Genomic DNA, 25,009 nt, shown 5'->3' with positions numbered 1-25,009 from the left:
TATTCCACAACTGTATGGGAACAGTTCTTCAAAACTATGCTATTTTTACAATTATTATGCATGCATAACAAAATAACCTGCTATGTTTTTTAAAGAATTTGAGATTCGTTGGAGCGATTTGGATGCCAATCGCCATATGGCCAATTCGGCCTATATCAACTTTATGAGCCATACCCGTATGGCGTATTTGGGCCAGTTGGGCTTCAACCAGGTGAGCATGGCCATCCACAATATTGGGCCTGTGGTTTTCTATGAACACGTCTATTATTTTAAGGAGGCCTTCCCTGGCAGACCGGTAAAAGTTTCCTTGGAATTTGTAGGGATGAGCGAGGATGGAATGTTCTTTGAGTTCCGGCACAACTTTTACGATTTCAAAGGCAAAAATTTTGCCCGTTGTGAGATGATGGGTGCTTGGATCGATTTGAAGGAGCGAAAGTTGAAAGGTCTTCCCGTAGAATTTTTGGAAGCGTTCCAGGCCATGGAACAATCTAATGATTTTAAGGTTTTGACCAAGGAGGACACCCGAAAGTTTGTACAAGTCCCTCAGGATCTATAGCTATCTGGAAGAAAACTGTACAACTACCCCAGATTAGGTTTTGGCTTTTTACTGGCCAAATACACACCTATAAAAACTAGTGCTGTGGCGGCCACTTTTATTAAAGTGAGGTGGTCCTTTCCCGCGATTAGGGCAAATATGATTCCGACCAAAGGTTGAAGGTAAACAAAAGCCCCAACGGTAGAGGCCTTGAGTTGGGTCAGGGCAAAAACATTGAACAGGTAAGTGGTAAAAGTGGTGCCGATGACCACAAAGGCAATGGAACCATAGGCCCACAATGGGATGTTGGCCCAATCCATTTGCATAACTTCAGGCAAGGTAATGGGCAGATTAATGACGATGGCAATGGTGAACAACCATTTCATCAAGGTGAAGGGGTGATATTTTTCAATCAGTTTTTTTACAACGATCAGGTAGGCACCATAAGAGGAGGCATTCACGATCAACAGAAAATTACCGAATGGAATATTGGGTGCATCCTGTCTAATTTCGACCCCAAAAAGAATAAGCCCTAGTGCGCCTACAAAACCAAGGAATACCCCAAGACCCTTGTTTAAAGTGATTCTTTCACTCAAAAACAAAGCGGACAAAATCACAACAATAATAGGAGTGATGGTTACCAACACCGCACTATTGATGGGTGTGGAAAGTTGTAGCCCTTTAAAAAAGGAAAGCATATTTATTACCATGCCCAAGGCGGAGCATGCCAAAATCCGACCCCAATCTTTACGTTCAATTTTTTCCTTGGGGCCAAAAATGGAGATGATCCAAAAAAGGATGGCGGCGCCGGTGACCCTCAATAAAATAAAGCCAAAGGGCTGAACATAGGTGGGCATAACCCCTTTGGCCACAGTATGGTTAATGCCATAGATGGTTGTGGCCCCAATGGCAGCCAATATGGCCAGGGTTCTTTTACTCATGGATGCAACGCTTCCTTGGCCGCTTGGACCGTATTCTTGGCGTTACCCACAAAAATCTTCCCATCAACTAGAATGACAGGTCTTTTCAGAAAGGTATAGTGCTCCAAGATCAATTCCCTGTAATCCTGTTCGGAAAGTGCTTTCTCATGAAGACCTTTTTGCCGAAACAGCATGGCCCTTTTGCTAAAGAGGGCTTCGTAACTTCCTGCTAATTCCTTCATTTCATCAACTTGTGCGGCTGTCATGGGTTCCGATTTGATTTCTTGAAGTAGCACCCCGTCCAAAGGTTCCAAATCTTTAAGAATGCGCTGACAGGTTGAGCAACTGCCCAAGTGGTAAATTTTTTTCATGATATTTTGGTGATGAATTGCCAAAGGAAGGCAAATTTACTCCATTTCATATGAAGAAAAGGTAAATTCAACAGGTTTTGACCAAGGTGTTTTATTTCTTTGAAATGTTCATTTTTGTTGATTTGTCATAGGTGCTTTTCGAATTTTAAGACTAGTTTTATCGAACCAAATAAAACCATGTCATGGAAAAATTATTCGACATCTTGCTGAAAAACAGAAAGATACTTCATGATTTTCTGCATAATACCCCACATGAGGACCTTTTCAGGATTCCCGAAGGATTCAACAATAACATTTGGTGGAACATTGCCCATGTAGTGGTAACTCCACAATTACTGATGTACGGGTTAAGCGGTCGTGATTTTACCATTGAAAAGGAATTGATTGATAAATACCGAAAGGGAACTTTCCCAAACGGTGAGCCTTCCAAAGCAGAAATGGAGAAAATAGATGCCTACTTGTTCAGCACGATCAAACACATTCAACTGGATTACGAACACGGCAGGTTCAACAACTTTCAAGAATACATGACCTCGGTTAAAATTGGATTGAGCAGTGCGGAAGATGCCCTAGCTTTCAATGTTTTCCATGAAGGCTTGCACCTCGGTGCCATATTGGCCTTAAAGCACGCTTTGGAAAGGGATTGTTAGGGTTTAATGGTCTTGAATTTCAAGAATTTGTTGATGTCCTTAAAAGAAAGTGTCAATACAATGGGTCCATCTGCGTAGGAAGCCACTTCGTACTGGTTGTACACCATTTGTATTCCTTTTGGGGTGTAGCCCAAATTTTGAGCTAAATGGAACGCATCGCCTTCGAACATAAATCCAGTGGCATTGATGTTTTTGTCCTGTGGAATTTTTTCCTGGTTCCGAAATTGGGCTTCGGCGAATTGGGCAAACCCCTCATAATCTTCAAATAGATCGTAGTTTTCCAACTCCGTTCCTTCCACTTTATCAAAATTCAAAAAAGAGGTGGAGGCATATCCATGGGCACCCCCGGTAAAAGAATAAGAGTTCAATTTGATGGTTACAATGTTCGCATCCTCATACACCACTTCTCCATCGATTTGGGCTTCCCAAGCCGGTTCCTCTGGAAATTTTTCCTTTATTTCTTTATAACTATCACTAAAGGAAGCAATGGCCTTGTCAATGCTATCAATGTCTCCATCCGCAGTGAATGAAAGGAGCGAAATAATTTCCTCGCTCAAAGATCTGTTGATGGCCGTGGCCACGGAAGATTCCTCCATGGCATTGGGGATGGTAATGTCAATTTTTGGGCAATTTTTGCAGTTTTCACCTGCAAGTTGAAGGGTGTCAAAAGTAAGTTTGCTTTCCGTTTCACAACCAAAAACAAAAGAAAGTATCAAGATTACGCCAAGGCATTTTTTCATGGACTGGGGTTTTAAAGCTTTCAAAAATAAGACTTCATTGAAAACGCCGAAAGATAACGATACATTTGTAGGTAGAAAGGACCCATATGAGCAAAAAAGAGTTAAAATTCAACAGTAAGACTATACACGGTGGGCAACATCCGGATAAAGCCTATGGCGCCGTGATGCCTCCAATTTATCAAACCTCTACTTATGCCCAATCCACTCCGGGAGGGCATTTGGGTTATGAATATTCCAGAAGCGCCAACCCCACCCGAACGGCTTTGGAAAAGGCATTGGCCAGTATTGAAAATGGAGAATACGGTATGGCCTTCGGTAGTGGATTGGCGGCTATTGATGCGGTCATAAAATTGCTGTCACCGGGTGATGAGGTCATTTCAACAAGTGACCTTTATGGAGGCAGTTACCGACTCTTTAAAAGGGTCTATGAAAAATTTGGGATCACTTTTCGGTTTGTGGATATGAGCGATGTGAACAACATTTCGTCACAAATCAATGAGAAGACCAAGTTGGTTTGGGTAGAAACGCCAACCAACCCGATGATGAATATTATCGACCTAAAAGCTGTTTCCGAAATCACCAAAAAGCACGGTTTGTTGCTGGCGGTGGACAACACCTTTGCCACTCCGTATCTACAAAGACCGTTGGATCTTGGTGTCGATATTGTAATGCATTCGGCCACCAAATATTTGGGCGGGCACAGTGATGTGGTCGTGGGAGCCTTGGTGGTTAGCGACAAGGAATTGGCAGACCGATTGTATTTTATCCAGAATGCCAGTGGAGCCGTTTGTGGCCCAATGGATAGTTTTTTGACCCTCCGCGGAATCAAAACGCTGCACGTTCGAATGCAGCGGCACTGTGAAAATGGGGAGGCCATTGCTCACTTTCTCAACAACCATCCAAAAATAGAAAAGGTGTATTGGCCTGGTTTTGAGAACCATCCCAATCACAAAGTGGCCAAGAATCAAATGAGTGGATTTGGTGGGATGATTTCCTTCATACCCAAAGGCGGAAGCTATCAAGATGCCATAAAAATTGTGGAGAAACTGAAAATATTTACCCTTGCTGAGTCGTTAGGTGGTGTGGAAAGTTTGGCCGGCCACCCAGCCAGTATGACGCATGCGAGCATTCCAAAAGAAGAACGGGAAAAAAGCGGAGTGGTAGATGCCTTGATCCGGTTGAGTGTGGGCATTGAGGATGTAGAGGATTTAATGGACGATTTGGAGCAAGCCCTCACCTAAACATTTTGAAAAATTTATAAAAAATAAATGTTCAAATTATGGAAATAATATAATTTTGCCGTCAAATTCATAATTCACTAAAAATCACCCCAGAGCCAGTGCGAGGGGACAACTAATTTTAATCCGAATATGGAAGAAAAAATCAAAGCATTTATGGATGAGGTGAAGGCCAGAAACGGTCATGAACCTGAATTCATTCAAGCCGTGCAGGAAGTAGCGGAAACTGTGATTCCGTACATTGTTCAGCACGACATTTATCATGGGAAGAATATCCTTTTGCGCATGGTGGAGCCAGAGCGATTGATTTCGTTCCGAGTGGCGTGGGTTGATGATGCAGGGGAGATCCATGTAAACCGTGGATACCGTATCCAAATGAACTCCGCAATCGGCCCATACAAAGGGGGACTTCGTTTTCACCCAACCGTGAATGCCAGCGTATTGAAGTTCTTGGCGTTTGAGCAAGTCTTCAAAAATAGTTTGACCACCCTTCCAATGGGTGGAGGTAAAGGGGGTTCCGATTTTGATCCAAAAGGAAAATCGGATGATGAGATCATGCGTTTTTGCCATGCTTTCATGACCGAGCTTTGCCGTCATATAGGTCCGAATACCGACGTTCCTGCAGGGGATATTGGGGTAGGTGCCCGTGAGATCGGGTTCCTTTTTGGGATGTACAAGAAAATCCGAAATGAGTTTACAGGTGTATTGACCGGAAAAGGTCTTTCTTGGGGTGGATCATTGATCCGTCCGGAAGCTACCGGTTATGGAACCGTTTACTTTGCCGATAGTATGCTTAAAACCAAAGGGGAATCTTTCAAAGGCAAGAAAGTGGTCATTTCCGGATCAGGAAACGTGGCCCAGTATGCTGCCGAAAAAGTACTTCAAATGGGAGGAAAGGTGTTGACGTTGTCCGATTCCAGCGGTTATATTTTAGATAAGGATGGTATTGATGCGGACAAGTTGGCCTTCGTCATGGACTTGAAGAACAACAAGCGTGGTCGTATTTCCGAATATGCGGATAAATATGCTTCAGCTTCCTTTCACAAGGGTGAAACCCCATGGAAAGTAAGTTGTGACATTGCACTTCCTTGTGCTACACAAAACGAGTTGAACGGTGATGATGCCGCCATCTTGATCAAAAATGGATGTATTGCCGTGGCGGAAGGAGCCAATATGCCTTCTACCCCGGAAGCGGTACATGCATTCCATAATGCCAAGATCTTGTTTGCTCCTGGTAAAGCATCCAACGCAGGTGGTGTGGCCACTTCAGGTTTGGAAATGTCCCAAAACTCGCTTCGTATCAGCTGGACCCGTGAGGAAGTTGATGAACGTTTAAAAGGCATTATGTCTGGAATCCACGATGCCTGTATCCAATACGGTCAAGAAGAAGGGGGTTATTGCAACTATGTTAAAGGAGCCAATATTGCTGGTTTCGTAAAGGTTGCAGACGCCATGTTGGCCCAAGGGGTCATATAGTTTAGACCATCTAGAATGGTTTTTGGTTGGCAGTTGCCGGAAGTTGTGTTTATTTTTACACTTCCGGTAACTGCTTCTTTTTTTAGCCCATGCAAGTAACAACCAAGGCCATTGTTCTCTCCTCCCTGAAATATGGGGATACCAGTTTGATCGTTCGCGCCTTTACCGAATCGGATGGGTTAAAGTCCTATTTGTTGAAGGGGGTCTTGGCCTCCAAAAAAGGGAAGTTGAAATCCGCCTATTTCCTTCCATTGATGCAATTGGAAATTGAAGCCTACCATAAGAACAAGGGTACTCTGGAAAGTATCCGTGAGGTGAAGGTGGCCGTTCCCTACAAAACGCTCCACACCGATATTGTAAAGAATAGCGTGGTGCTTTTTTTGGCCGAAATGTTGGGCAACAGCATCCATGAACAAGAGCAGGATCAAAGTCTTTTCAATTATTTGGAGTATAGCTTGCAATGGCTGGATGCGCATCCCCTGCCGCCCGATTACCATATCCTGTTTTTGCTCAACCTGAGCAAGTATTTGGGGTTCTATCCGGATACATCTCTTCAAGATTTGCCTTTTTTTGATCTTCAGGAAGGGGAATTTTGCCCATCACCATCACTTAACCCATTGATGCATAGCGAAATATTGTTGGATTTTAAGAAATTTTTAGGCACGAATTTTGATGCATTAAATGCGATACAACTAACTAAGTCTAACAGGCGGGAACTCTTAAAAATGGTGATACTGTTCTACCGATTGCATGTGCACGGATTCAGGGAACCGAAGTCCCTCGCCGTATTAAATGCAGTGTTCAATTAATAATGCGTAACCTAAAACCAACCTCAACCTTAATTCTTTTATTTTTTTCCATTGCCCTTTTTGCTCAAGAAACCACCGTATTGGATGCCGATACCGGAGTTCCTATTGACAATATTGCCGTTTTCAACAAGGATCAGTCTAAGTCCACCGTTTCGGATGCCAATGGTAAAATCAACTTGGATGTTTTTTCAAACGATGAAAAAATTACGTTCAAGCACATCAGTTATGAAACCTTTGTAACCACTAAATCGCAGCTTGCCAAAAGAGGTAACCGAGTGTACCTTCATCAAAAAACGGAACAGCTTCAAGAAGTGGTCATGTCCGTTTCCAAATGGGAGCAGCAAAAAAAGCAGATTCCACAAAAAGTAGAAACCCTTGACGATCGAAGCATCGCTTTTACCACCCCTCAGACTTCTGCCGATCTTTTACAGAACAGTGGAAAGGTATTCGTTCAAAAAAGTCAATTGGGTGGAGGCAGCCCCATGATCAGGGGATTTTCCACCAATCGGTTGCTCCTTTCGGTGGATGGTGTTCGGATGAACAACGCTATTTTTAGGGGAGGTAACCTTCAAAACGTGATTTCCATTGATCCCTTCACCGTTAAAAAGACCGAGATTACCTTCGGTCCTGGTTCTGTTATCTATGGCAGCGATGCCATTGGAGGGGTGATGAGTTTCTACACGAAACAACCCCATTTTTCCTATACCGATAGCCTGACCATCACTGGGAATGCCGATTATAGGTTTTCCACGGCCAACAATGAGAATACGGCCCACATCGATTTTAATTTTGGGCAGAAAAAATGGGCATCGTATACCAGCTTCACCTACAACAATTTTGATGATCTGAAAATGGGCAAACACGGTCCGGATTCGTATTTGAGAAACAATTACGTCATCACCGAGAACGGGACCGATGTGCTTGTAACCAATGATGATCCAAGGAAACAGGTAGTTACGGGTTATGACCAATTGAATTTTCTTCAAAAGTTTTCCTACAGGCCAAGCAGCACCTGGAAATACGATTTGGGACTCTATTATTCGGAGACTTCGGATTATTCACGATACGATCGGTTGATTCGTCCCACCAGTAACGGATTGGGCCTGCGTTCCGCCGAATGGTACTATGGTCCACAGAAATGGTTCATGGGTAATTTTCAGATTACACAGAAAGGAAAGAACAAATTTTATGATGGGGTAAAACTCACCACGGCCTATCAATTTTTTGAGGAAAGCCGTCACGACAGGGGTTTTCAGGATGTGGAATTGTATTCCACAAAAGAAAAGGTGGATGCGGTTTCAGTCAACCTCGATTTTGAGAATAAAAAAATGGGCAATTTCCGCTTGTACTACGGAGCCGAATATGTGTTCAACAAGGTACATTCATCGGGCAGTGTAAAGGATATCGAAACCGATGAAGTGCAACCCACTGCTTCCCGTTATCCTGATGGGGCCACTTGGCAGACCTTGGCAGGATACGTGAACAGTGAGTATCAGATAAAACCCAATTTCAGTCTCTTGTCCGGTATTCGATATAGTCAAGTTTGGGTAGATGCAAAATTTGAGAACACCTTTTACCCCTTCCCTTTTGATGAAGCCGATATCGTAACCGGGGCTTTGACCGGTAGTTTGGGATTCAGTTGGTTTCCATGGTCCGATTTTCAGGTAACCTTGAACGGTTCCACTGGTTTTAGGGCACCCAATATTGATGATATTGGCAAAATCTTCGATTCTGAACCTGGGTCGGTTGTAGTGCCTAATCCTGATCTGGAACCTGAATATGCCTACAATGGCGAACTGGGTTTGAGGAAAAACTTCAATGATGTTTTGGTACTGAAAGGGGCAGCATACTACACTTATTTGGTAGATGCCTTGGTGAGAAGGGACTTCACCTTCAACGGGCAAAATGAAATTGAATACAATGGCGAATTGAGCAATGTTCAGGCCATACAGAATGCAGCCAGAACCTATGTGTATGGGTTTGAACTTGGTCTCGAAACGTATTTTAACAAGAATCTTTCATTGGCATCCAACCTCACCATCACCGAAGGAACCGAAGAAGATGATGATGGTACAGACAGTCCGGCTAGGCATGCCCCACCACTTTTTGGCGATGCCCATTTGGTTTGGCAAGACCAAAAGTTAAAAGCTGATGTATTCCTGAATTTTAATGGGGAAGTGAGCAATGAGGATTTAACACTCTCCGAACAGAGCAAGGATTACATTTATGCCAGTGATGCCAATGGCAATCCGTATTCCCCATCATGGTATACATTGAACTTCAAATCGCAATACCAGATCACCAATGCGCTAAAGGCAAGTGTGGGCTTGGAAAACATCACCAACCAGCGGTACCGAATGTATTCCTCGGGCATTGTGGCCCCGGGCACCAATTTAATTTTGGGTGTAGGGTATGTGTTTTAGAAAAAATAAAGGCTCGGAAACTTCCGAGCCTTTTCTTTTATCCTGTTTTCGTGTTTAGATTTTGATGCTATCTATCACCTTTTTGGCCTCTTCTTTCACCTCTTTGCCTGCCTTTTTAAGACTGTCAATGGCTTGCTCACCCAATTCCTTGGCATCTTCACCAGCTTCTTTCAGCGCATCGGCTGCATCATTGGCGGCTTCTTTTAGGTCTTTTCCTGTTTCTTCCAAAGCTTCACTCGCTTCCTCGGAGGCTTCTTTTGCCTTGTCCGCGGCGTCCTTACACGAAGTCAGGACCGATAGGGACATCGTTAGGGCAAGAGCCCCGATGATTACTCTTTTCATTACAAAATGGTTTAGTGTTTAGGAGGATGAAGGTACAGAATTATGGCCTATTTCACCCCAGAAAGGGTATCATATTTAGGTTAAGGCTGTTATGTGGATTCTTAGGCAATTGCGTAGCCCATAATTCCATCTAAATTTATAATTTTGCAAACTTGAAATTGAGAAGGAATAGCAGGTTATGAAGTTTGCGGAATATAAAGGATTGGATTTGCCTAAAGTATCGGAAGAAGTTCTGGACTTTTGGAAGGACAAACAAATATTTGAAAAGAGTGTTTCCACCAGGGAGGGCAAGGAAAGTTATGTGTTTTATGAAGGCCCCCCTTCCGCAAATGGTATGCCCGGTATTCACCACGTAATGGCCCGTACCATAAAAGATATCTTTCCAAGGTACAAGACCATGAAAGGTTTTCAGGTAAAACGTAAGGCCGGATGGGATACCCACGGACTTCCTATCGAGATTGGTGTGGAGAAGGAACTCGGTATCACCAAGGAGGATATCGGCAAAAAGATTTCTGTTGAAGAATACAATGCCGCCTGTAAAAAAGCGGTCATGCGCTATACTGATGTCTGGAACGACATGACAGAGAAAATTGGGTACTGGGTAGATATGGACGATCCGTATATCACCTACAAACCCAAGTACATGGAGTCGGTATGGTGGTTGCTGAAACAGATTTACGACAAAGGACTTTTATACAAGGGATATACCATCCAGCCGTATTCGCCAAAGGCGGGTACGGGATTGAGCTCGCACGAATTGAACCAACCCGGCACCTACCAAGATGTAACGGACACCACGGTTACGGCGCAGTTCAAAGCTAAAAAGGATTCCCTTCCCGATTTCTTGAAGCATGTGGAAGGTGATATCTTCTTTTTGGCATGGACGACCACTCCTTGGACCCTTCCTTCCAACACAGCTTTAACGGTTGGGCCTAAAATTGAATACGTTCTGGTAAAGTCCCATAACCAATATACTTTCGAGCCAATCACGGTTGTTTTGGCGAAAAACTTGGTGAATTATAATTTCTCTGGAAAGTTCACAAAGGTTGAAACCGAAGAGGAACTGGCCAGTTTTAAAGAAAGTGATAAAAAGATTCCATTTTTGGTAGGTGAAAGCTTTTTGGGTAAGGATTTGGTCGGAATCCGATACGAACAATTAATAGACTACGTACAGCCGTATCAAAATCCCGAAAATGCCTTTAGGGTCATTGCCGGGGATTTCGTGACCACAGAAGATGGTACCGGTATTGTACACACGGCACCCACCTTTGGTGCGGATGATGCCATGGCCGCCAAACAGGCAGAACCTGAAGTGCCTCCCATGTTGGTCTTGGACGAGAATGGAAACCCAGTTCCGTTGGTAGACCTTCAAGGAAAGTTCCGTCCGGAGTTGCGGGAGTACGCCGGCAAGTACGTAAAGAACGAATATTACGAAGATGGTGAAGCTCCTGAAAAATCAGTGGATGTTGAGATTGCCATAAAACTAAAGGAAGAGAACAAAGCCTTCAAGGTAGAGAAATACGTGCACAGTTATCCCAACTGCTGGCGAACTGATAAACCCATTTTGTACTATCCGTTGAACTCATGGTTCATCAAGGTAACCGATGTAAAGGATCGTATGTTCGAACTCAACCAAACCATCAACTGGAAGCCAAAGGCAACGGGAGAAGGTCGATTTGGCAACTGGTTGGCCAATGCCAACGACTGGAACCTTTCCCGGTCTAGGTATTGGGGTATTCCATTGCCTATTTGGAGAACGGAGGATGGCAAAGAGGAAATGATCATCGGTTCTGTGGAAGAGTTGAAGACCGAAATGGCCAAGGCTGTTGAAGCTGGAGTTTTGGACAAGGATGTGTTCGCCGATTTTACGGTGGGCGATATGAGTGAGGATAATTACGACAAAATTGACCTGCACAAAAATATAGTGGATGGCATTACCTTGGTTTCGCCAAGTGGTCAGCCTATGAAAAGGGAATCGGACCTTATCGATGTTTGGTTCGACAGTGGCTCCATGCCCTATGCGCAATGGCACTATCCTTTTGAAAACAAAGAATTGATTGATGATGGTGTTGCCTTCCCGGCCAATTTTATTGCCGAAGGAGTGGACCAGACCCGTGGTTGGTTTTATACCCTGCATGCCATCGCCACTATGGTGTTCGATAGTATTGCCTACCGAAATGTGGTTTCCAACGGTTTGGTACTCGATAAGGAAGGGAAGAAAATGTCCAAACGTTTGGGTAACGCCGTGGATCCTTTCGAGGTATTGCCCGAACATGGTCCGGATGCTACCCGTTGGTACATGATTTCAAATGCCAACCCTTGGGACAACCTCAAATTTGATATAGATGGAATTGTTGAGGTAAAGCGTAAGTTCTTCGGAACCCTTTACAATACCTATTCCTTTATGTCACTATATGCCAATATTGACGAGTTCAACTATTCCGAGGCTGAAATTCCATTGCAGGAAAGGCCGGAGATAGACCAGTGGATCTTGTCCGAACTCCACACATTGATCAAGAATGTGGATGAGGCCTATGCCGATTATGAGGCCACTAGGGCATCTAGAATGATTTCGGATTATGTGCAGGAGAACTTGAGCAACTGGTATGTACGATTGAGTAGGAGGCGTTTCTGGAAGGGAGATTATGAGTTGGATAAGATCTCTGCCTATCAAACCCTCTATACTTGCTTGGTGACTGTGGCCAAACTATCGGCACCCGTTGCCCCTTTCTTTATGGATCGATTGTACAAAGATTTGGATGCCGTGACCGGTAAGGAAGGTTTTGAAAGTGTACACTTGGCAGAGTTTCCAGTTTACGACCCTGCCATGGTCAACCAAAAATTGGAACGCAAGATGCAATTGGCACAGAAGATTTCCTCCTTGGTGCTTTCCATCCGTCAGAAGGAAAAGATCAAGGTGCGCCAGCCCTTGCAAAAGATCATGATTCCGGTGTTGGATGCAGATCAGAAATCGGACATTCAAGCGGTTTCCAATTTGATCAAATCCGAAGTGAACGTGAAGGAAATCCAGTTGTTGGATGATGCTTCGGGAATATTGGTGAAACAAATAAAACCCAATTTTAAGGTCTTGGGCCCGAAATTTGGTAAGGATATGAAGGCCATTGCCGCCGTGGTTTCCCAGATGGGTCAGGAGGATATCCAAAAAATGGAGCGTAACGGAGAATTAACACTTCAATTGGAAAATAAAACCGTTAATTTACAGTTAGCCGATGTAGAAATCAGTTCCCAGGATATTGAAGGTTGGTTGGTTGCAAGCTCCGGTCCGTTAACGGTTGCTTTGGATGTGACCATTGATGAGACCCTGAAAAACGAAGGGATTGCAAGGGAGCTTGTGAACAGGATCCAGAACCTTCGCAAGGAATCCGGATTTGAAGTGACCGATAAAATCGATATCAAAATATTGAAGGACGGCTTTGTGGAAAGTGCCATAACGAGCAACGAGGAATACATCAAAAATGAAACCTTGACCGCAGAGCTCAACTTCGAAGAAATATTAGAGGAAGGCGTAGCCATCGCCTTTGATGAAGTGAATACAAAATTGTTTATCCAAAAACATTAACCATGGAAGAAGAACTAAAAGTAAGATACTCAGATAAAGAGTTGGAGGAATTCAGGGTCTTGATCGAAGAAAAAATGGAGAAGGCAAAGAGTCATCTGGAACTTTTGAAGAGTTCCTATATGAACGATGGGAACAATGGAACCGATGACACCTCCCCAACCTTCAAAGCCTTTGAGGAAGGTTCAGAGACCATGAGCAAGGAAGCCAATACACAGTTGGCCATCCGTCAAGAAAAATTCATCAGGGACCTCAAGAATGCCTTGATGCGCATCGAGAACAAGACGTATGGTATTTGTCGTGTAACCGGAAAGCTCATCAACAAGGAGCGTTTAAAATTGGTTCCACATGCCACTCTGAGCATTGAGGCGAAAAACATGCAATAACTAAAACGCCTTCGGGCGTTTTTTTATTTATGAAGGAATCGATAACCATATTGCTCATGTTCGCCATGCTGTCCTTGAACGGGCAAAAACTGGTGAAGAAGGCATTTATAGACCCCAATATCGATTTCATACAGATAGATTCGGAATATTGCTACCACATCGATTTGAAGACTTCAAAGACCGATGAGGTACAAGTATCGGCCAGTATGGAAGGGGAGTATGCCAAGGATTTGCTCATTTCCATAGAAGAAACGGGTACCACTGCCCTGATCAGCGCCGGCTTTCAACCCCTGTTCATTGATCCGAACGACAAACTGAGTGCCCATAAGGTAGTTTCCATAGCCTTGGAAATTACTGTGCCACAATATAAAAGTGTTGCGGTTTACGGTACCAATTGCGATGTTAAGGTTTCGGGCAATTATGAAAATCTTAATGTTACCCTGTCGGATGGTAGATGTACCTTGGAGAACGTTACGGAAACCGTGGAGGTGGTGACCCAAAAGGGAGATATTTGGCTAACGGCACCCAGTGGTGACATTTTGGCCGAAAGCTCCTATGGGCACGTGGAACAGGAAACCATTCCCTTTGGGAACGACCAATTTGTGTTAAAGACCGTTGAGGGTAATATCCATCTCAGGAAAACAAAATAATATCTATATTTTTGCAACCGCTTTACTAACAAGATGAGTTTAAAAAAATCCCTGTTAATCATTGTTTTGCTTCTTTTGGTGGACCAATTGAGCAAGATCTACATCAAGACCCATTTTATTTTGGGGGAATCCCATGATGTGTTCGGATGGTTCAAGATCCTGTTCATTGAAAATGAAGGTGCTGCTTGGGGGACCAAGTTGAGCGATCTTTTGCCCATCTCAGAACCTGTAGGGAAATTGATCCTGACCATTTTCAGGATTTTTGCCGTTTTCGGTATTGGGTATTGGTTGTGGGATATCATCAAAAAACAGTCTACCCGAACCTTGATATTGGCGGTATCGCTTATTTTTGCAGGTGCCATGGGCAATATCATCGACTCTGTGTTCTACGGTTTGATCTTTGATCATAGCAACGGGCAGGTGGCTACTTTGTTTTCCAGCGAGCCTTACGGAAGTCTGTTTCATGGTAAGGTAGTGGACATGCTTTATTTTCCTTTGATCGATACCACTTGGCCCGATTGGGTTCCCTCATTGGGAGGCCAAAGGTTCCGGTTTTTTGAACCCGTGTTCAATATTGCGGATACGGCCATCAGTACCGGGGTAGGTATTTTGATCGTTTTCAACAAAAAGGCATTTCCGAAGCATGCCGAGGAAAAAGGACAGCAGGAAGTTGTTGATCAGAATGCGTAGACCTTGTTCGGGGTAACGCAGTAATCCAGTTTTATATCGTTTTCATGCACATCTGTGATCAGGTCCTCTTCGGCCTGAAAAAAGGAAAGACCAATTTTTAGGGTCTCTTTTCTGCATTTGCCCAAGAAGGTATCATAAAAACCTTTTCCATACCCTACACGGTTTCCTTGGATGTCAAAAGCCAATAAAGGCACAAAAACCACATCGATTTTATCCTCGGGTACCAAGAAGCCATCAACAGGCTCAGGAATGCCCCAGCTATTTATTTTCAGGGATGTACTATCGGTAAGGAGATAATGCTCCATAGCCGAGTTACCGGAAATTTTAGGGACAATGACGTTTTTGTCCTTTCCCTGTAGCAAAGTGATCAAGGGTAGGGTATTCACTTCGTTTTTGTCCTCAATGCTCAAAAAGGTATGGAAATAAAAAAAATCCCATATTGGGATTTGGAGTACATGATTGGCTAAAATCAAACTTAAATCCGAGGCTTTAGGAGGAGTAATTTCCGCTCTCAGATCTTTATATTTTTTTCTTAGGTCATGTTTCAACATTAACTGTTGAAGATTTAGGGGTTGGTTTGGGGAAACACTTTTTTATTCTCCTTTTGTTGCCACGGAGAAAAAGATTTTGAAGAAAAGCATCAAAATCAAGTACATTCCCAAAACGATTACATAGTTTTCCATAGGATTGTATTTATATCGTTAAATCTAAGTAAAACAATTGAAATGTTCACTATGAAATGCACATTTTATCGATGAAATACATCATTTTTTGCAAGAGTTTAACAATTTAGACTAAATCTTAGTTGTTCAACTGGGGATTTTCCATAGTTTTTTTGAGGGAAAACCATAATTCGCCACAGTTTAAGGTAATTGTATAAAAATCTGACCTAGTGCACATTCCAAATTACTTTTGCCCAAACTTGATACTTATCAATACAAAAAGCCAATAGATCAAGTTTAACAGGAAACACTAGTTTTAAACCATAACTTTGTGTAAAATCGATTTGGACCATTTTCAAAAGGCTATATGTCCCACCCTACATCCATTCCTGTACAGCTTAGTGCCCTTCCGGATAACCCTGGGGTTTACCAGTTTTATGACAAGGATGGTAAGATCTTATATGTAGGCAAGGCCAAAAACCTAAAAAAGCGAGTTTCATCCTATTTCAACAAAACCCAGGAGTATGGTAAAACAAGGGTCTTGGTCAAAAAAATCCAGACCATCAACCATATTGTGGTACCTACCGAGTCGGACGCCCTGCTGTTGGAAAACAATCTGATCAAAAAACTGCAGCCTCGGTATAACGTAATGTTGAAGGATGACAAGTCCTATCCGTGGATCTGCATTAAAAGAGAAAGGTTCCCGAGAGTTTTCCCTACCCGAAAGTTGATCAAGGACGGATCGGAATATTTTGGCCCCTATACGAGTATGAAAACGGTCAGGACGCTTTTGGAACTCGTTAAAAGCCTTTATCCCCTCCGTACCTGCAATTACGATCTTTCCGAAGAAAAAATTGATGCAGGCAAATACAAGGTATGTTTGGAATATCATCTGGGGAATTGCTTGGGGCCGTGCGAAGGTTTTCAATCCGAGCAGGAATACCATGCCCAGATTGAGGATATCCGGCAAATCATCAAAGGAAACCTGAAGGATTCGCTGCAATCTTTCAAACAACAGATGAAAGAGCTTGCCGATAAAATGGAGTTTGAAAAGGCACAACGCGTAAAGGATAAGATCGATATTTTGGAAAATTACCAGGCCAAGTCAACCGTGGTAAACCCCAAGATCAACAATGTGGATGTGTTCACTATCATTTCGGACGAGACCCATGCCTATGTCAACTTCTTGCAACTTTCCCACGGTTCCATAGTACGATCGCACACGTTGGAGATCAAAAAGAAATTGGAAGAAACGGATGAGGACCTGTTGCAGTTGGCCATCACGGAAATCAGGCAACGATTCCATTCCAAATCCAAGGAAATTTATTTGCAGATGCCCGTAACCGTGGAGGATAATGTGAAGGTGACCCTGCCCAAATTGGGTGATAAGCATAAAATTTTGGAACTCTCCGAAAGAAATGCAAGGTTCTATCGGCAGGACAAATTGAAACAGATCAAGATTACCGATCCCGATCGCCACACCAAGCGAATCATGTCGCAAATGAAAGCGGACCTTCGACTATCGGTGGAACCCATACATATTGAATGTTTTGACAACTCCAACATACAGGGGAGCAATCCTGTTTCGGCCTGCGTGGTCTTCAAGGATGGCAAACCCTCCAAAAAGGATTATAGGCATTTCAACATAAAAACCGTAGAAGGACCAGATGATTTTGCCAGCATGGAGGAAGTGGTCCATAGAAGATACAAAAGACTGTTGGCAGAAGATGAATCCCTGCCGAAACTGATTGTGATCGATGGGGGAAAGGGACAATTATCCTCTGCATTGAAAAGTTTGGAACTATTGGGGTTAAGGGGTAAAATTGCCATTATCGGAATTGCCAAAAGATTGGAAGAAATCTATTTCCCGGAAGATCCCGTTCCCCTCTATCTGGATAAAAGATCGGAAACCTTAAAGATCATTCAACAGTTAAGGAACGAAGCCCACCGTTTTGGGATCACCCATCATAGGAACAAACGGAGCAAGGGAGCCATAAATTCCGAATTGGAGGGGATTGAAGGCGTTGGGGAAAAAACCGCGGAGCAATTGTTGAAGAACTTTAAATCCGTAAAACGAATCAAGGAAGCTTCGTTGGAAAGCCTCGCAGAATCTGTGGGTATGGCCAAAGCGAAGAAAATCTATAAATCATTTCATTAGTGACTATGTGCATTAGGAAAACCATTTTTACGATCATATGCTCTATTGTCGGAGTATTTGGAATGGCCCAGTCCACAACCCAGGAACGCCCACCAAAAGTGGGATTGGTACTTAGTGGTGGTGGGGCAAAAGGATTGGCACATATTGGTGCATTGAAGGTGATCGAAGAGGCCGGGATCAAAGTGGATTACATTGGTGGCACCAGCATGGGAGCCATTGTAGGGGCGTTATATGCTTCTGGTTACTCGGCAAAAGAGCTGGATTCCATATTTAGGAGTACCAACTTTACCAACCTCATTCAGGATCATGTGCCCAGGAGTGCCAAGAATTTTTATGAAAAGGAAGATTCTGAACGTTATGCCCTTACCTTGCCCTTTACCGATTTTAAAGTGAGTTTTCCCCAGGCCATCTCAGGAGGGCAGAACATCTACAATATGTTGGTGCAATTGCTTTTCCACGTAAAGGATGTTCAGGACTTTGCCAAATTGCCCATTCCTTTTTTATGTGTGGCCACCAATGTGGAGACAGGCGAACAGGTATTGTTGGACCATGGCTATTTGCCCGAGGCCATTGTGGCGAGTGGCACATTTCCATCCCTTTTTGAGCCTTCGGAAATTGATGGGAATGTATTGATCGATGGCGGGGTGGTCAACAATTACCCGATAGATCAAGTAAGGGCCATGGGGGCCGATATTGTCATCGGGGTCGATGTGCAACACGATCTATCCACAAGGGAATCCCTGTCCTCGGCCACGGAGATTTTGTTGCAGATCAACAATTATCGTACGGTGAACGACATGAAGAAAAAGTCGGCCCAGACCGATGTCTACATTCGGCCTGACATAGATGAGTTTTCGGTTATCGATTTTAATCGCGGCAAGTCCATTGTAGAGAGTGGAGAAAAAGCGGCCAGAACCAAGTTAGGTGAATTGGAAAAGATTGCAGCGAGCCAAAACTATGTCCCCAAGCCTAAAAAGCAGATTCCGGTCATGGATAGTTTAACGATCAATCGAATGCTCATAGAAGGTAATGATCGCTATACCAGGGGATATATTAAAGGTAAATTGAGGTTCAACCTTGCTGAAAAAATTGCATTTGAAGACCTGAAACAAGGGATCAATAACCTTTCCGCCACCGGAAACTTCAAGGCTATTCGGTATGATTTGGTTTCCAATGGATTGGGAACCGACCTTATTTTGAAGATCAAGGAAAACCCCAATAAAATGTTCATCAAGGTATCTGCCCATTACGATGACCTTTATAAGAGTGCGGCCCTGTTCAACTTGACCAAGAAGAATTTTTTGATGAAGGACGATGTGGCCTCTTTCGATTTTATTTTGGGCGATCATATCCGATACAACATGCAATACTATCTGGATAAAGGGTATTACTGGAGCTTTGGGATCAATTCCAAGTTCACGGATTTTAATTCGGAAATCGATTTTTCATTGATCGAGGGCAATTTCAACGTCCCCAACGATCCCAATATCAGAAGGATCAATTTGGATGTGACCGATCTCACCAACCAAATTTATCTCCAAACGGTGCTGCAGGAGGAATTTGCCTTTACCATTGGCGCGGAGCATAAATTTTTACGGTACAGTACCAGAACATTGGGTCAAGGGACCGAAGCCGAGGCAACATTGACCGATGATGATGGAAGGACCACTTTTGAAAGATCCAATTATTTCAATGCCTTCTCCAAAATAACACTGGACACCTATGATGACAAATATTTTCCGACCAAGGGGCTTTTGTTCGATAGCGATTTCCATGTTTATCTTTTCTCTTCGGATTACAACAAAAACTTTAGGGAGTTTTCCATTGCCAAGGCTAGGCTGGGAACAGCCATACCCATTTTGCACAATTTGAGTTTTAATTTAGAGGCCGAAGGAGGAGTAAAGTTGGGGACGTCGGATGTGACCTCTTTTGATTTTGTACTGGGGGGGTTTGGTAATGACTTTGTGAACAATTTTGTACCCTTCTTCGGATATGATTTTCTCAGCATTCCAGGGAACAGTTTTGTCAAAGCATATGGCCGTATGGATTATCGGTTGGCACCCAAACACCACCTGATGTTTACCACCAATTTCGCCAATGTGGCCGATGACCTCTTCCGAACTGGTGATTGGTTTGCGGAACCCAGTTATTCGGGTTATGGGGTAGGGTACGGATTTGAATCATTTATCGGCCCGATACAGATTTACTATTCTTGGTCGCCTGAGATAAAAAATGACAGTATTTTCTTTAGTGTAGGGTTCTGGTTTTGATTATGGAGGATGTATCAAATCCCTCGGATTTCTTAATAATTTGCCAAAAAAGTATTTAAAAAGCATCAATTTCTAGGGGGTTAAGTTAAAGTCCGTTAAAAACTGAATTTCCTACAAAGTGCTGGCGTATATTTGTCTCAGATAAGGGGTGGTTCCCTTATAACTTTAAGTATTGGTTTTTCATAATTTAAAGTTTGGTTGGTTATTTAGGAAAAGCCCAGTTTTAAGACTGGGCTTTTTTTATTTATACTATTTTGGAATAAGATTTGTTTAAGTATATGTAAACCAGATGGCCCCAACATCGTTTTTGCTAATTTTATACGCATAAAATTGACTATGAAAAAACTACTGTCCATATTGTTTGTGCTTTCGGTGATTCCCCTTTTGGGGCAAAATTCCACACCGGCATTCAAGAATGGGGAATGGCTCAAGTTCAGGATCCATTATGGAATCTTAAATGCCAGCTATGCTACCATGCACCTTACTTCCGAGACCTTGGATAGTGTTCCGGTTTACCACGTGGTGGGCACGGGCAAGACTACGGGTTTTGCCAGCATTTTTTTTAAAGTGGACGACACTTACGAGAGCTATTTTGGTCGCAGAAATGGAAGGCCCTACAAGTTTGTCCGCAAAATAGACGAAGGAGGCTATACCAAGGATATGGAAATCAATTTTGATTACGATACCCGCAATGCCGTGCTCAAAGATCATAAAAATGGTACCCAGCAAGATTTTCAGATCCACAACGGAGTACAGGACCTTATTTCGGCTTCCTATTTTTTAAGGAGCAATTACAAACATGATGAATTTGTGGAAGGCCAATCCATTGATTTGGATATGCTTTTTGATGACGACGGTATGTTCAAGTTCCAGTTGAAATATTTGGGAAAAGAAATCTTAAAGACCAAGTTTGGCAAAGTGGAATGTCTTAAATTTAGACCGTTGGTTCAGTCGGGCCGTGTTTTTAAGGAAAAGGAAAGTTTGACCCTTTGGGTGTCCAACGATCTGAACAAGATTCCCATCCGCGTAAAGGCAGATTTAGCGGTGGGATCCCTAAAAGCAGACCTCGAGGCCTATAATGGATTAAGGAACCAATTCAAAATTATCATGAACTAGCGCAGATTGGCATTGATGAAGCAGGATTCCAAAATTCAGTCCCAAATCAACAAACTTGAAGAAAAGTACAAAAACTCCGGCCAAGACCTGAGTTCGTATCTTGACGGGCTGCTTTACCAACGCTACCTCACCTATTGGGATTACATTCACTTGGACACCCTTTTAAGCCTTCAAGTGCCCAGGACCCATTTTCCGGATGAGGAAATCTTCATCATGTACCATCAGATTACCGAGCTTTACTTTAAGCTCATCTTGCATGAACAGAAGCAGATCGTTGAGGACCGCTCCCAAGATCTTACTTTTTTCATTGAAAAGGTAAGAAGGATCAACAGTTATTTTAAAGCGTTGATCTCTTCCTTCAGCATAATGATCAATGGGATGGAAAGGGAACAGTTTCTCCGTTACCGGATGGCCCTTTTACCGGCAAGTGGATTTCAGTCGGCCCAATATCGGATGATCGAAATCTACGCAACCCCACTGGAAAACATGTTGCACCATACCGATCGCGGCAATTTTTCAGGTGAGAAGACGATCGAGGGACTTTTTGAACACGTGTATTGGAAGAAAGGTGCCACCGACCTAAAAACCGGGGAAAAAACGTTGACCTTGAAACAGTTCGAGATCAGGTACACTCCAAGGCTGTTGAGAATAGCCAACCAGGTGAAGGACAGCACCGTATATCAAAAATATTTGCAACTGCCCGATGAATCCAAAAATAATGAGGAACTGATCAGTGCGTTAAAGACATTGGATATGAATGCCAACGTAAATTGGCCGTTGATGCATATGGGCTCCGCATACAGATATTTGGCCAAGGAGGGCAAGGATGTAGAGGCGACCGGAGGCACAAATTGGAAACAGTATTTGCCGCCGAGTTTTCAGAAAATAATATTTTTCCCAACTTTGTACTCAGAATATGAACTGGATACGTGGGGAAAGGAATGGGTAGATCATATTTTTAATCCCGAGAACAAGGAATACAAGGAATAAAAAATGCAAAAATTTATTGGGGCAATCTTGGCACTGATCGTATTGGTGTCATGCAATCAAACTAAAGAACCGGTTGAAGATGTAGCTAATGTGGAGGTCATTGAGAAACCTCCAGTTCTTCATTATGGGTTCAACCTGGATGAATACAACGTAGTGCACGACACCGTAAGAAATGGGGACAGTTTTGGGGAACTGATGCTCAAAAATAAAGTGGACTACCCCAAAATTGCTGCCATATCCGAAAATTTCAAGGATACTTTTGATGTGCGCAAGATCAATGTGGGAAGACCCTATATCATCCTAAAATCCAAGGACACCTCCGAAGTTGCCAAAGTATTTATCTACCAGAACGACAAGATCAATTATACCGTTTTTGATTTACGTGACAGTGTGGTGGCCTACAAGAGCAAGCGCAAGGTAAAACTTGTGGAAAGGGAAGTGGGTGGAATTATCAACAACAGCCTTTCTGTGACCATGGACGATTTAGGGGTGGATTATAGTGTTACCATTGGCCTTTCAGAAATATATGCCTGGAGTATCGACTTTTTTAAGCTGGAAAAAGGCGACAAGTTCAAGGTCATCTTTGATGAGCGCTATATTAACGACAGTATTTATGCAGGTCGTGGGCGCATTAAGGCAGCCTACTTTGAGCATAAGGGAAGACCAATATACGCCTTTCCTTATATGGCGGATTCGATCAACAATATTATGGACTATTTTGATCAAGATGCCAACAACCTCAGGAGCACTTTTTTAAGGGCCCCTATCAAATTTGGGTACAGGCTCTCGTCACGTTATAACCTAAAACGCAGGATTGCCTATTACGGCTATAAGGTAAGACCGCATAAAGGCACTGACTATGCCGCAGACATTGGCACCCCTATTATTGCTACCGCAGATGGAACCGTTGAGGAGTCTACCCGAAGAGGCGGTAACGGTAAATTTGTAAAGATCAAACATAACAGCATCTATAGCACCCAGTACCTACACATGAAGGCCCAAAATGTGAAAAAGGGCGATTTTGTCAGGCAAGGAGATGTAATCGGATGGGTTGGCATGACCGGAAATACGGGTGGTCCCCACGTATGCTACCGTTTTTGGAAAAACGGTAGGCAAGTGGATCCCCTTCAAGAAAAACTCCCAACGGCAGAGCCCATTGCGGATTCCTTGAAAACGGATTATATGACCCATATTGAACCGCTCAAATGGCAATTGGACTGTATAGAGTATGTGGATCCAACCCCCGAACCCGAAGAAACCTTAATCACTTACAACCAGTAATGGCACTACCCACAATCAACCCTACCACCACAAATGCTTGGAAAAAACTTCAGGCGCATTATCAAGAAACAAAGGACAAACATTTAAGGGAGCTTTTCGAAACCGATGCAAACCGTGGTGAGAAGTTTTCATTGGTTTGGAAGGATTTTTTGGTGGACTATTCAAAGAATAGAATAACCGACAAGACCCTTTCCCTTTTGCTGGAACTGGCAGAAGAAGTTGGACTAAAAAGTTCCATTAAAAGCTATTTTGAAGGGGAACCGATCAACCAGACCGAAGGCAGGGCCGTTTTGCATACCGCTTTGCGGGCTACCAAGGATGAAAAAATCTTTGTGGATGGGGAAAATATTGTGGACGAAGTATATGCCGTAAGGGAAAAGATCAAAACTTTTTCGCAGGCCATCATTTCTGGTGAAAAGAAAGGATACACAGGGAAACCCTTTACCGATGTAGTGAACATTGGAATAGGTGGGTCAGATTTGGGCCCCGTTATGGTCGTAGAGGCCTTGAAGTTTTACAAAAATCACTTGAAGACCCATTTTGTAAGCAACGTGGATGGGGATCATGTGTATGAAGTATTGAAGGAACTCAATCCGGAAACCACACTTTTTGTAATTGTTTCCAAAACCTTCACTACCCAAGAAACCTTGAGCAACGCGCTAACCATTAAAAAATGGTTTTTAAAGTCTGCTTCTGAAAAAGATATTGCCCATCATTTTGCAGCGGTTTCCACCAACCTTGAAAAGATTAGTGAATTTGGCATTGCCGATGAAAATGTATTCCCCATGTGGGATTGGGTGGGCGGTCGTTTTTCACTTTGGAGTGCAGTCGGCTTGACCATAGCCATAGCCGTTGGCCATCAACATTTTGAGGAATTGTTGGAAGGTGCCCATGAAATGGACATGCATTTCAAGGAAACTCCGTTTGATAAGAACATTCCGGTAATCCTGGCCTTGATCAGTGTGTGGTACAACAATTTTTATGGTGCCGAAACGGAGGCCATTATTCCCTACACCCAATATCTGAGCCGTTTCTCTGCCTATTTGCAGCAGGGTATCATGGAAAGTAATGGTAAAAGCGTGGACAGGGCAGGTAACCGTGTGGGCCATCAAACCGGGACCATCATTTGGGGTGAACCCGGAACCAATTCCCAACATGCTTTCTTTCAGTTGATCCATCAAGGAACCAAACTCATCCCGACCGACTTTATCGGTTACAAGGAATCCCTTCATGGAGATGTGGACCATCACAATAAATTAATGGCCAATTTCTTTGCCCAGACCGAGGCATTGATGAACGGAAAAACTCCAGAGGAAGTCAAACTAGAATTGGAAGGACAAAAACTTTCAGCCTCCGAAATAGAAACCTTGCTTCCATTTAAGGTGTTTGAGGGAAATAAACCCACCAACACTTTATTGATCCAAAAACTGACCCCAAAGAGTTTGGGTGCTTTGATTGCCCTTTACGAGCATAAGATTTTTGTTCAGGGCATTGTTTGGAACATTTTCAGCTATGACCAATGGGGTGTAGAATTAGGGAAGCAATTGGCAAAAAATATTCTTGCTGATATCGAAAATTCAGAAATCGGCAAACACGACACTTCAACGTTGCATCTATTGCAAAATTTTAAAAAGTAATTTGATGGGTTTTTATTAATACTCAAAAACCCTAAACAATTGTTTGTCAGGTAACATTGTTTGTTAATTTTGTGTTAAGTATCTTAGC

21 protein-coding genes are annotated in these 25,009 nt (G+C 43.1%); 16 read left to right on the top strand and 5 right to left on the bottom strand.

Annotated features, from left to right (window positions below; translation table 11 throughout):
* Positions 1-82: 82 nt before the first annotated feature.
* Positions 83-556, top strand: a complete 474-nt coding sequence (locus LKX84_RS07175) for an acyl-CoA thioesterase (RefSeq protein ID WP_228236455.1) — start codon at positions 83-85, stop codon at positions 554-556.
* Positions 557-579: 23 nt separating this feature from the next.
* On the opposite strand, the gene LKX84_RS07170 is transcribed toward LKX84_RS07175, so the two are convergent.
* Entirely contained in the window at positions 580-1,476 is an 897-nt protein-coding gene (locus LKX84_RS07170; protein ID WP_228236454.1) for a DMT family transporter, read from the bottom strand.
* Positions 1,473-1,826, bottom strand: coding sequence for an arsenate reductase family protein (locus LKX84_RS07165; protein ID WP_228236453.1), 354 nt, complete (start codon positions 1,824-1,826; stop codon positions 1,473-1,475). The genes LKX84_RS07170 and LKX84_RS07165 overlap by 4 nt, the downstream gene beginning before the upstream one ends.
* Positions 1,827-2,008: 182 nt before the next feature.
* Here LKX84_RS07165 and LKX84_RS07160 point away from each other — a divergent pair, with 182 nt between their 5' ends.
* The gene (locus LKX84_RS07160) at positions 2,009-2,476 is read left to right on the top strand and encodes a DinB family protein (protein WP_228236452.1); all 468 of its coding nucleotides are present in this window, start codon (positions 2,009-2,011) and stop codon (positions 2,474-2,476) included.
* Here LKX84_RS07160 and LKX84_RS07155 read toward each other — a convergent pair.
* On the bottom strand, positions 2,473-3,216 hold the full coding sequence (locus LKX84_RS07155) for a DUF3298 and DUF4163 domain-containing protein (RefSeq protein ID WP_228236451.1): 744 nt from the start codon (positions 3,214-3,216) through the stop codon (positions 2,473-2,475). The two genes, LKX84_RS07160 and LKX84_RS07155, sit on opposite strands and share 4 nt — an antisense overlap.
* A gap of 86 nt (positions 3,217-3,302) precedes the next feature.
* On the opposite strand from LKX84_RS07155, the gene LKX84_RS07150 reads away from it, so the two are divergent.
* The 4 genes from LKX84_RS07150 to LKX84_RS07135 all read left to right on the top strand — a co-directional run bounded on the left by LKX84_RS07150 (position 3,303) and on the right by LKX84_RS07135 (position 9,162).
* On the top strand, positions 3,303-4,457 hold the full coding sequence (locus LKX84_RS07150) for a cystathionine gamma-synthase (RefSeq protein WP_228236450.1): 1,155 nt from the start codon (positions 3,303-3,305) through the stop codon (positions 4,455-4,457).
* Positions 4,458-4,586: 129 nt separating this feature from the next.
* Positions 4,587-5,930: an NADP-specific glutamate dehydrogenase gene (gdhA, locus tag LKX84_RS07145; protein WP_228236449.1), complete on the top strand. Its 1,344-nt coding sequence runs from the start codon at positions 4,587-4,589 to the stop codon at positions 5,928-5,930.
* A gap of 89 nt (positions 5,931-6,019) precedes the next feature.
* Positions 6,020-6,739: a DNA repair protein RecO gene (gene recO / locus LKX84_RS07140; protein WP_228236448.1), complete on the top strand. Its 720-nt coding sequence runs from the start codon at positions 6,020-6,022 to the stop codon at positions 6,737-6,739.
* Positions 6,740-6,741: 2 nt separating this feature from the next.
* Positions 6,742-9,162, top strand: a complete 2,421-nt coding sequence (locus LKX84_RS07135) for a TonB-dependent receptor domain-containing protein (RefSeq protein ID WP_228236447.1) — start codon at positions 6,742-6,744, stop codon at positions 9,160-9,162.
* A 54-nt stretch (positions 9,163-9,216) separates the two neighbouring features.
* On the opposite strand, the gene LKX84_RS07130 is transcribed toward LKX84_RS07135, so the two are convergent.
* Positions 9,217-9,504 (bottom strand): hypothetical protein, encoded by a 288-nt coding sequence (locus tag LKX84_RS07130; RefSeq protein WP_228236446.1) that lies wholly within the window; start codon positions 9,502-9,504, stop codon positions 9,217-9,219.
* Positions 9,505-9,682: 178 nt separating this feature from the next.
* Here LKX84_RS07130 and ileS point away from each other — a divergent pair, with 178 nt between their 5' ends.
* The 4 genes from ileS to LKX84_RS07110 are packed head-to-tail and all read left to right on the top strand — an operon-like array spanning position 9,683 to position 14,807.
* Positions 9,683-13,084: an isoleucine--tRNA ligase gene (gene ileS, locus LKX84_RS07125; protein WP_228236445.1), complete on the top strand. Its 3,402-nt coding sequence runs from the start codon at positions 9,683-9,685 to the stop codon at positions 13,082-13,084.
* A 2-nt stretch (positions 13,085-13,086) separates the two neighbouring features.
* Entirely contained in the window at positions 13,087-13,467 is a 381-nt protein-coding gene (locus tag LKX84_RS07120) for a TraR/DksA family transcriptional regulator (RefSeq protein WP_228236444.1), read from the top strand.
* Between the two features lie 29 nt (positions 13,468-13,496).
* Complete coding sequence (locus tag LKX84_RS07115) at positions 13,497-14,117, top strand: hypothetical protein (RefSeq protein WP_228236443.1); 621 nt, start codon at positions 13,497-13,499, stop codon at positions 14,115-14,117.
* 33 nt (positions 14,118-14,150) lie between these two features.
* The gene (locus tag LKX84_RS07110; RefSeq protein ID WP_228236442.1) at positions 14,151-14,807 is read left to right on the top strand and encodes a lipoprotein signal peptidase; all 657 of its coding nucleotides are present in this window, start codon (positions 14,151-14,153) and stop codon (positions 14,805-14,807) included.
* Here LKX84_RS07110 and LKX84_RS07105 read toward each other — a convergent pair.
* A complete protein-coding gene (locus LKX84_RS07105) occupies positions 14,795-15,358 on the bottom strand; it encodes a 5-formyltetrahydrofolate cyclo-ligase (RefSeq protein WP_228236441.1) in 564 nt (187 codons plus the stop codon). The genes LKX84_RS07110 and LKX84_RS07105 overlap by 13 nt on opposite strands.
* A gap of 478 nt (positions 15,359-15,836) precedes the next feature.
* On the opposite strand from LKX84_RS07105, the gene uvrC reads away from it, so the two are divergent.
* From uvrC to pgi, 6 genes are all read left to right on the top strand, one after another.
* Positions 15,837-17,627 carry an excinuclease ABC subunit UvrC gene (gene uvrC, locus LKX84_RS07100; RefSeq protein WP_228236440.1) on the top strand — a complete coding sequence of 597 codons (1,791 nt, stop codon included), beginning with the start codon at positions 15,837-15,839 and terminating at the stop codon, positions 17,625-17,627.
* Positions 17,628-17,689: 62 nt separating this feature from the next.
* The gene (locus LKX84_RS07095; RefSeq protein WP_228236439.1) at positions 17,690-19,897 is read left to right on the top strand and encodes a patatin-like phospholipase family protein; all 2,208 of its coding nucleotides are present in this window, start codon (positions 17,690-17,692) and stop codon (positions 19,895-19,897) included.
* A 336-nt stretch (positions 19,898-20,233) separates the two neighbouring features.
* Entirely contained in the window at positions 20,234-21,013 is a 780-nt protein-coding gene (locus LKX84_RS07090) for a DUF3108 domain-containing protein (protein WP_228236438.1), read from the top strand.
* Between the two features lie 15 nt (positions 21,014-21,028).
* Positions 21,029-22,003 (top strand): tryptophan 2,3-dioxygenase family protein, encoded by a 975-nt coding sequence (locus tag LKX84_RS07085; RefSeq protein ID WP_228236437.1) that lies wholly within the window; start codon positions 21,029-21,031, stop codon positions 22,001-22,003.
* A gap of 3 nt (positions 22,004-22,006) precedes the next feature.
* The gene (locus tag LKX84_RS07080; RefSeq protein WP_228236436.1) at positions 22,007-23,284 is read left to right on the top strand and encodes a M23 family metallopeptidase; all 1,278 of its coding nucleotides are present in this window, start codon (positions 22,007-22,009) and stop codon (positions 23,282-23,284) included.
* On the top strand, positions 23,284-24,921 hold the full coding sequence (gene pgi, locus LKX84_RS07075; RefSeq protein ID WP_228236435.1) for a glucose-6-phosphate isomerase: 1,638 nt from the start codon (positions 23,284-23,286) through the stop codon (positions 24,919-24,921). Before LKX84_RS07080 ends, pgi begins: the two co-directional genes overlap by 1 nt.
* The last annotated feature ends 88 nt before the right edge of the window (positions 24,922-25,009 follow it).

The sequence above is a fragment of the Allomuricauda sp. M10 genome, from assembly GCF_020782875.1.
Lineage (GTDB): Bacteria > Bacteroidota > Bacteroidia > Flavobacteriales > Flavobacteriaceae > Flagellimonas.
This window is presented reverse-complemented; position numbering and strand designations above follow the sequence as displayed.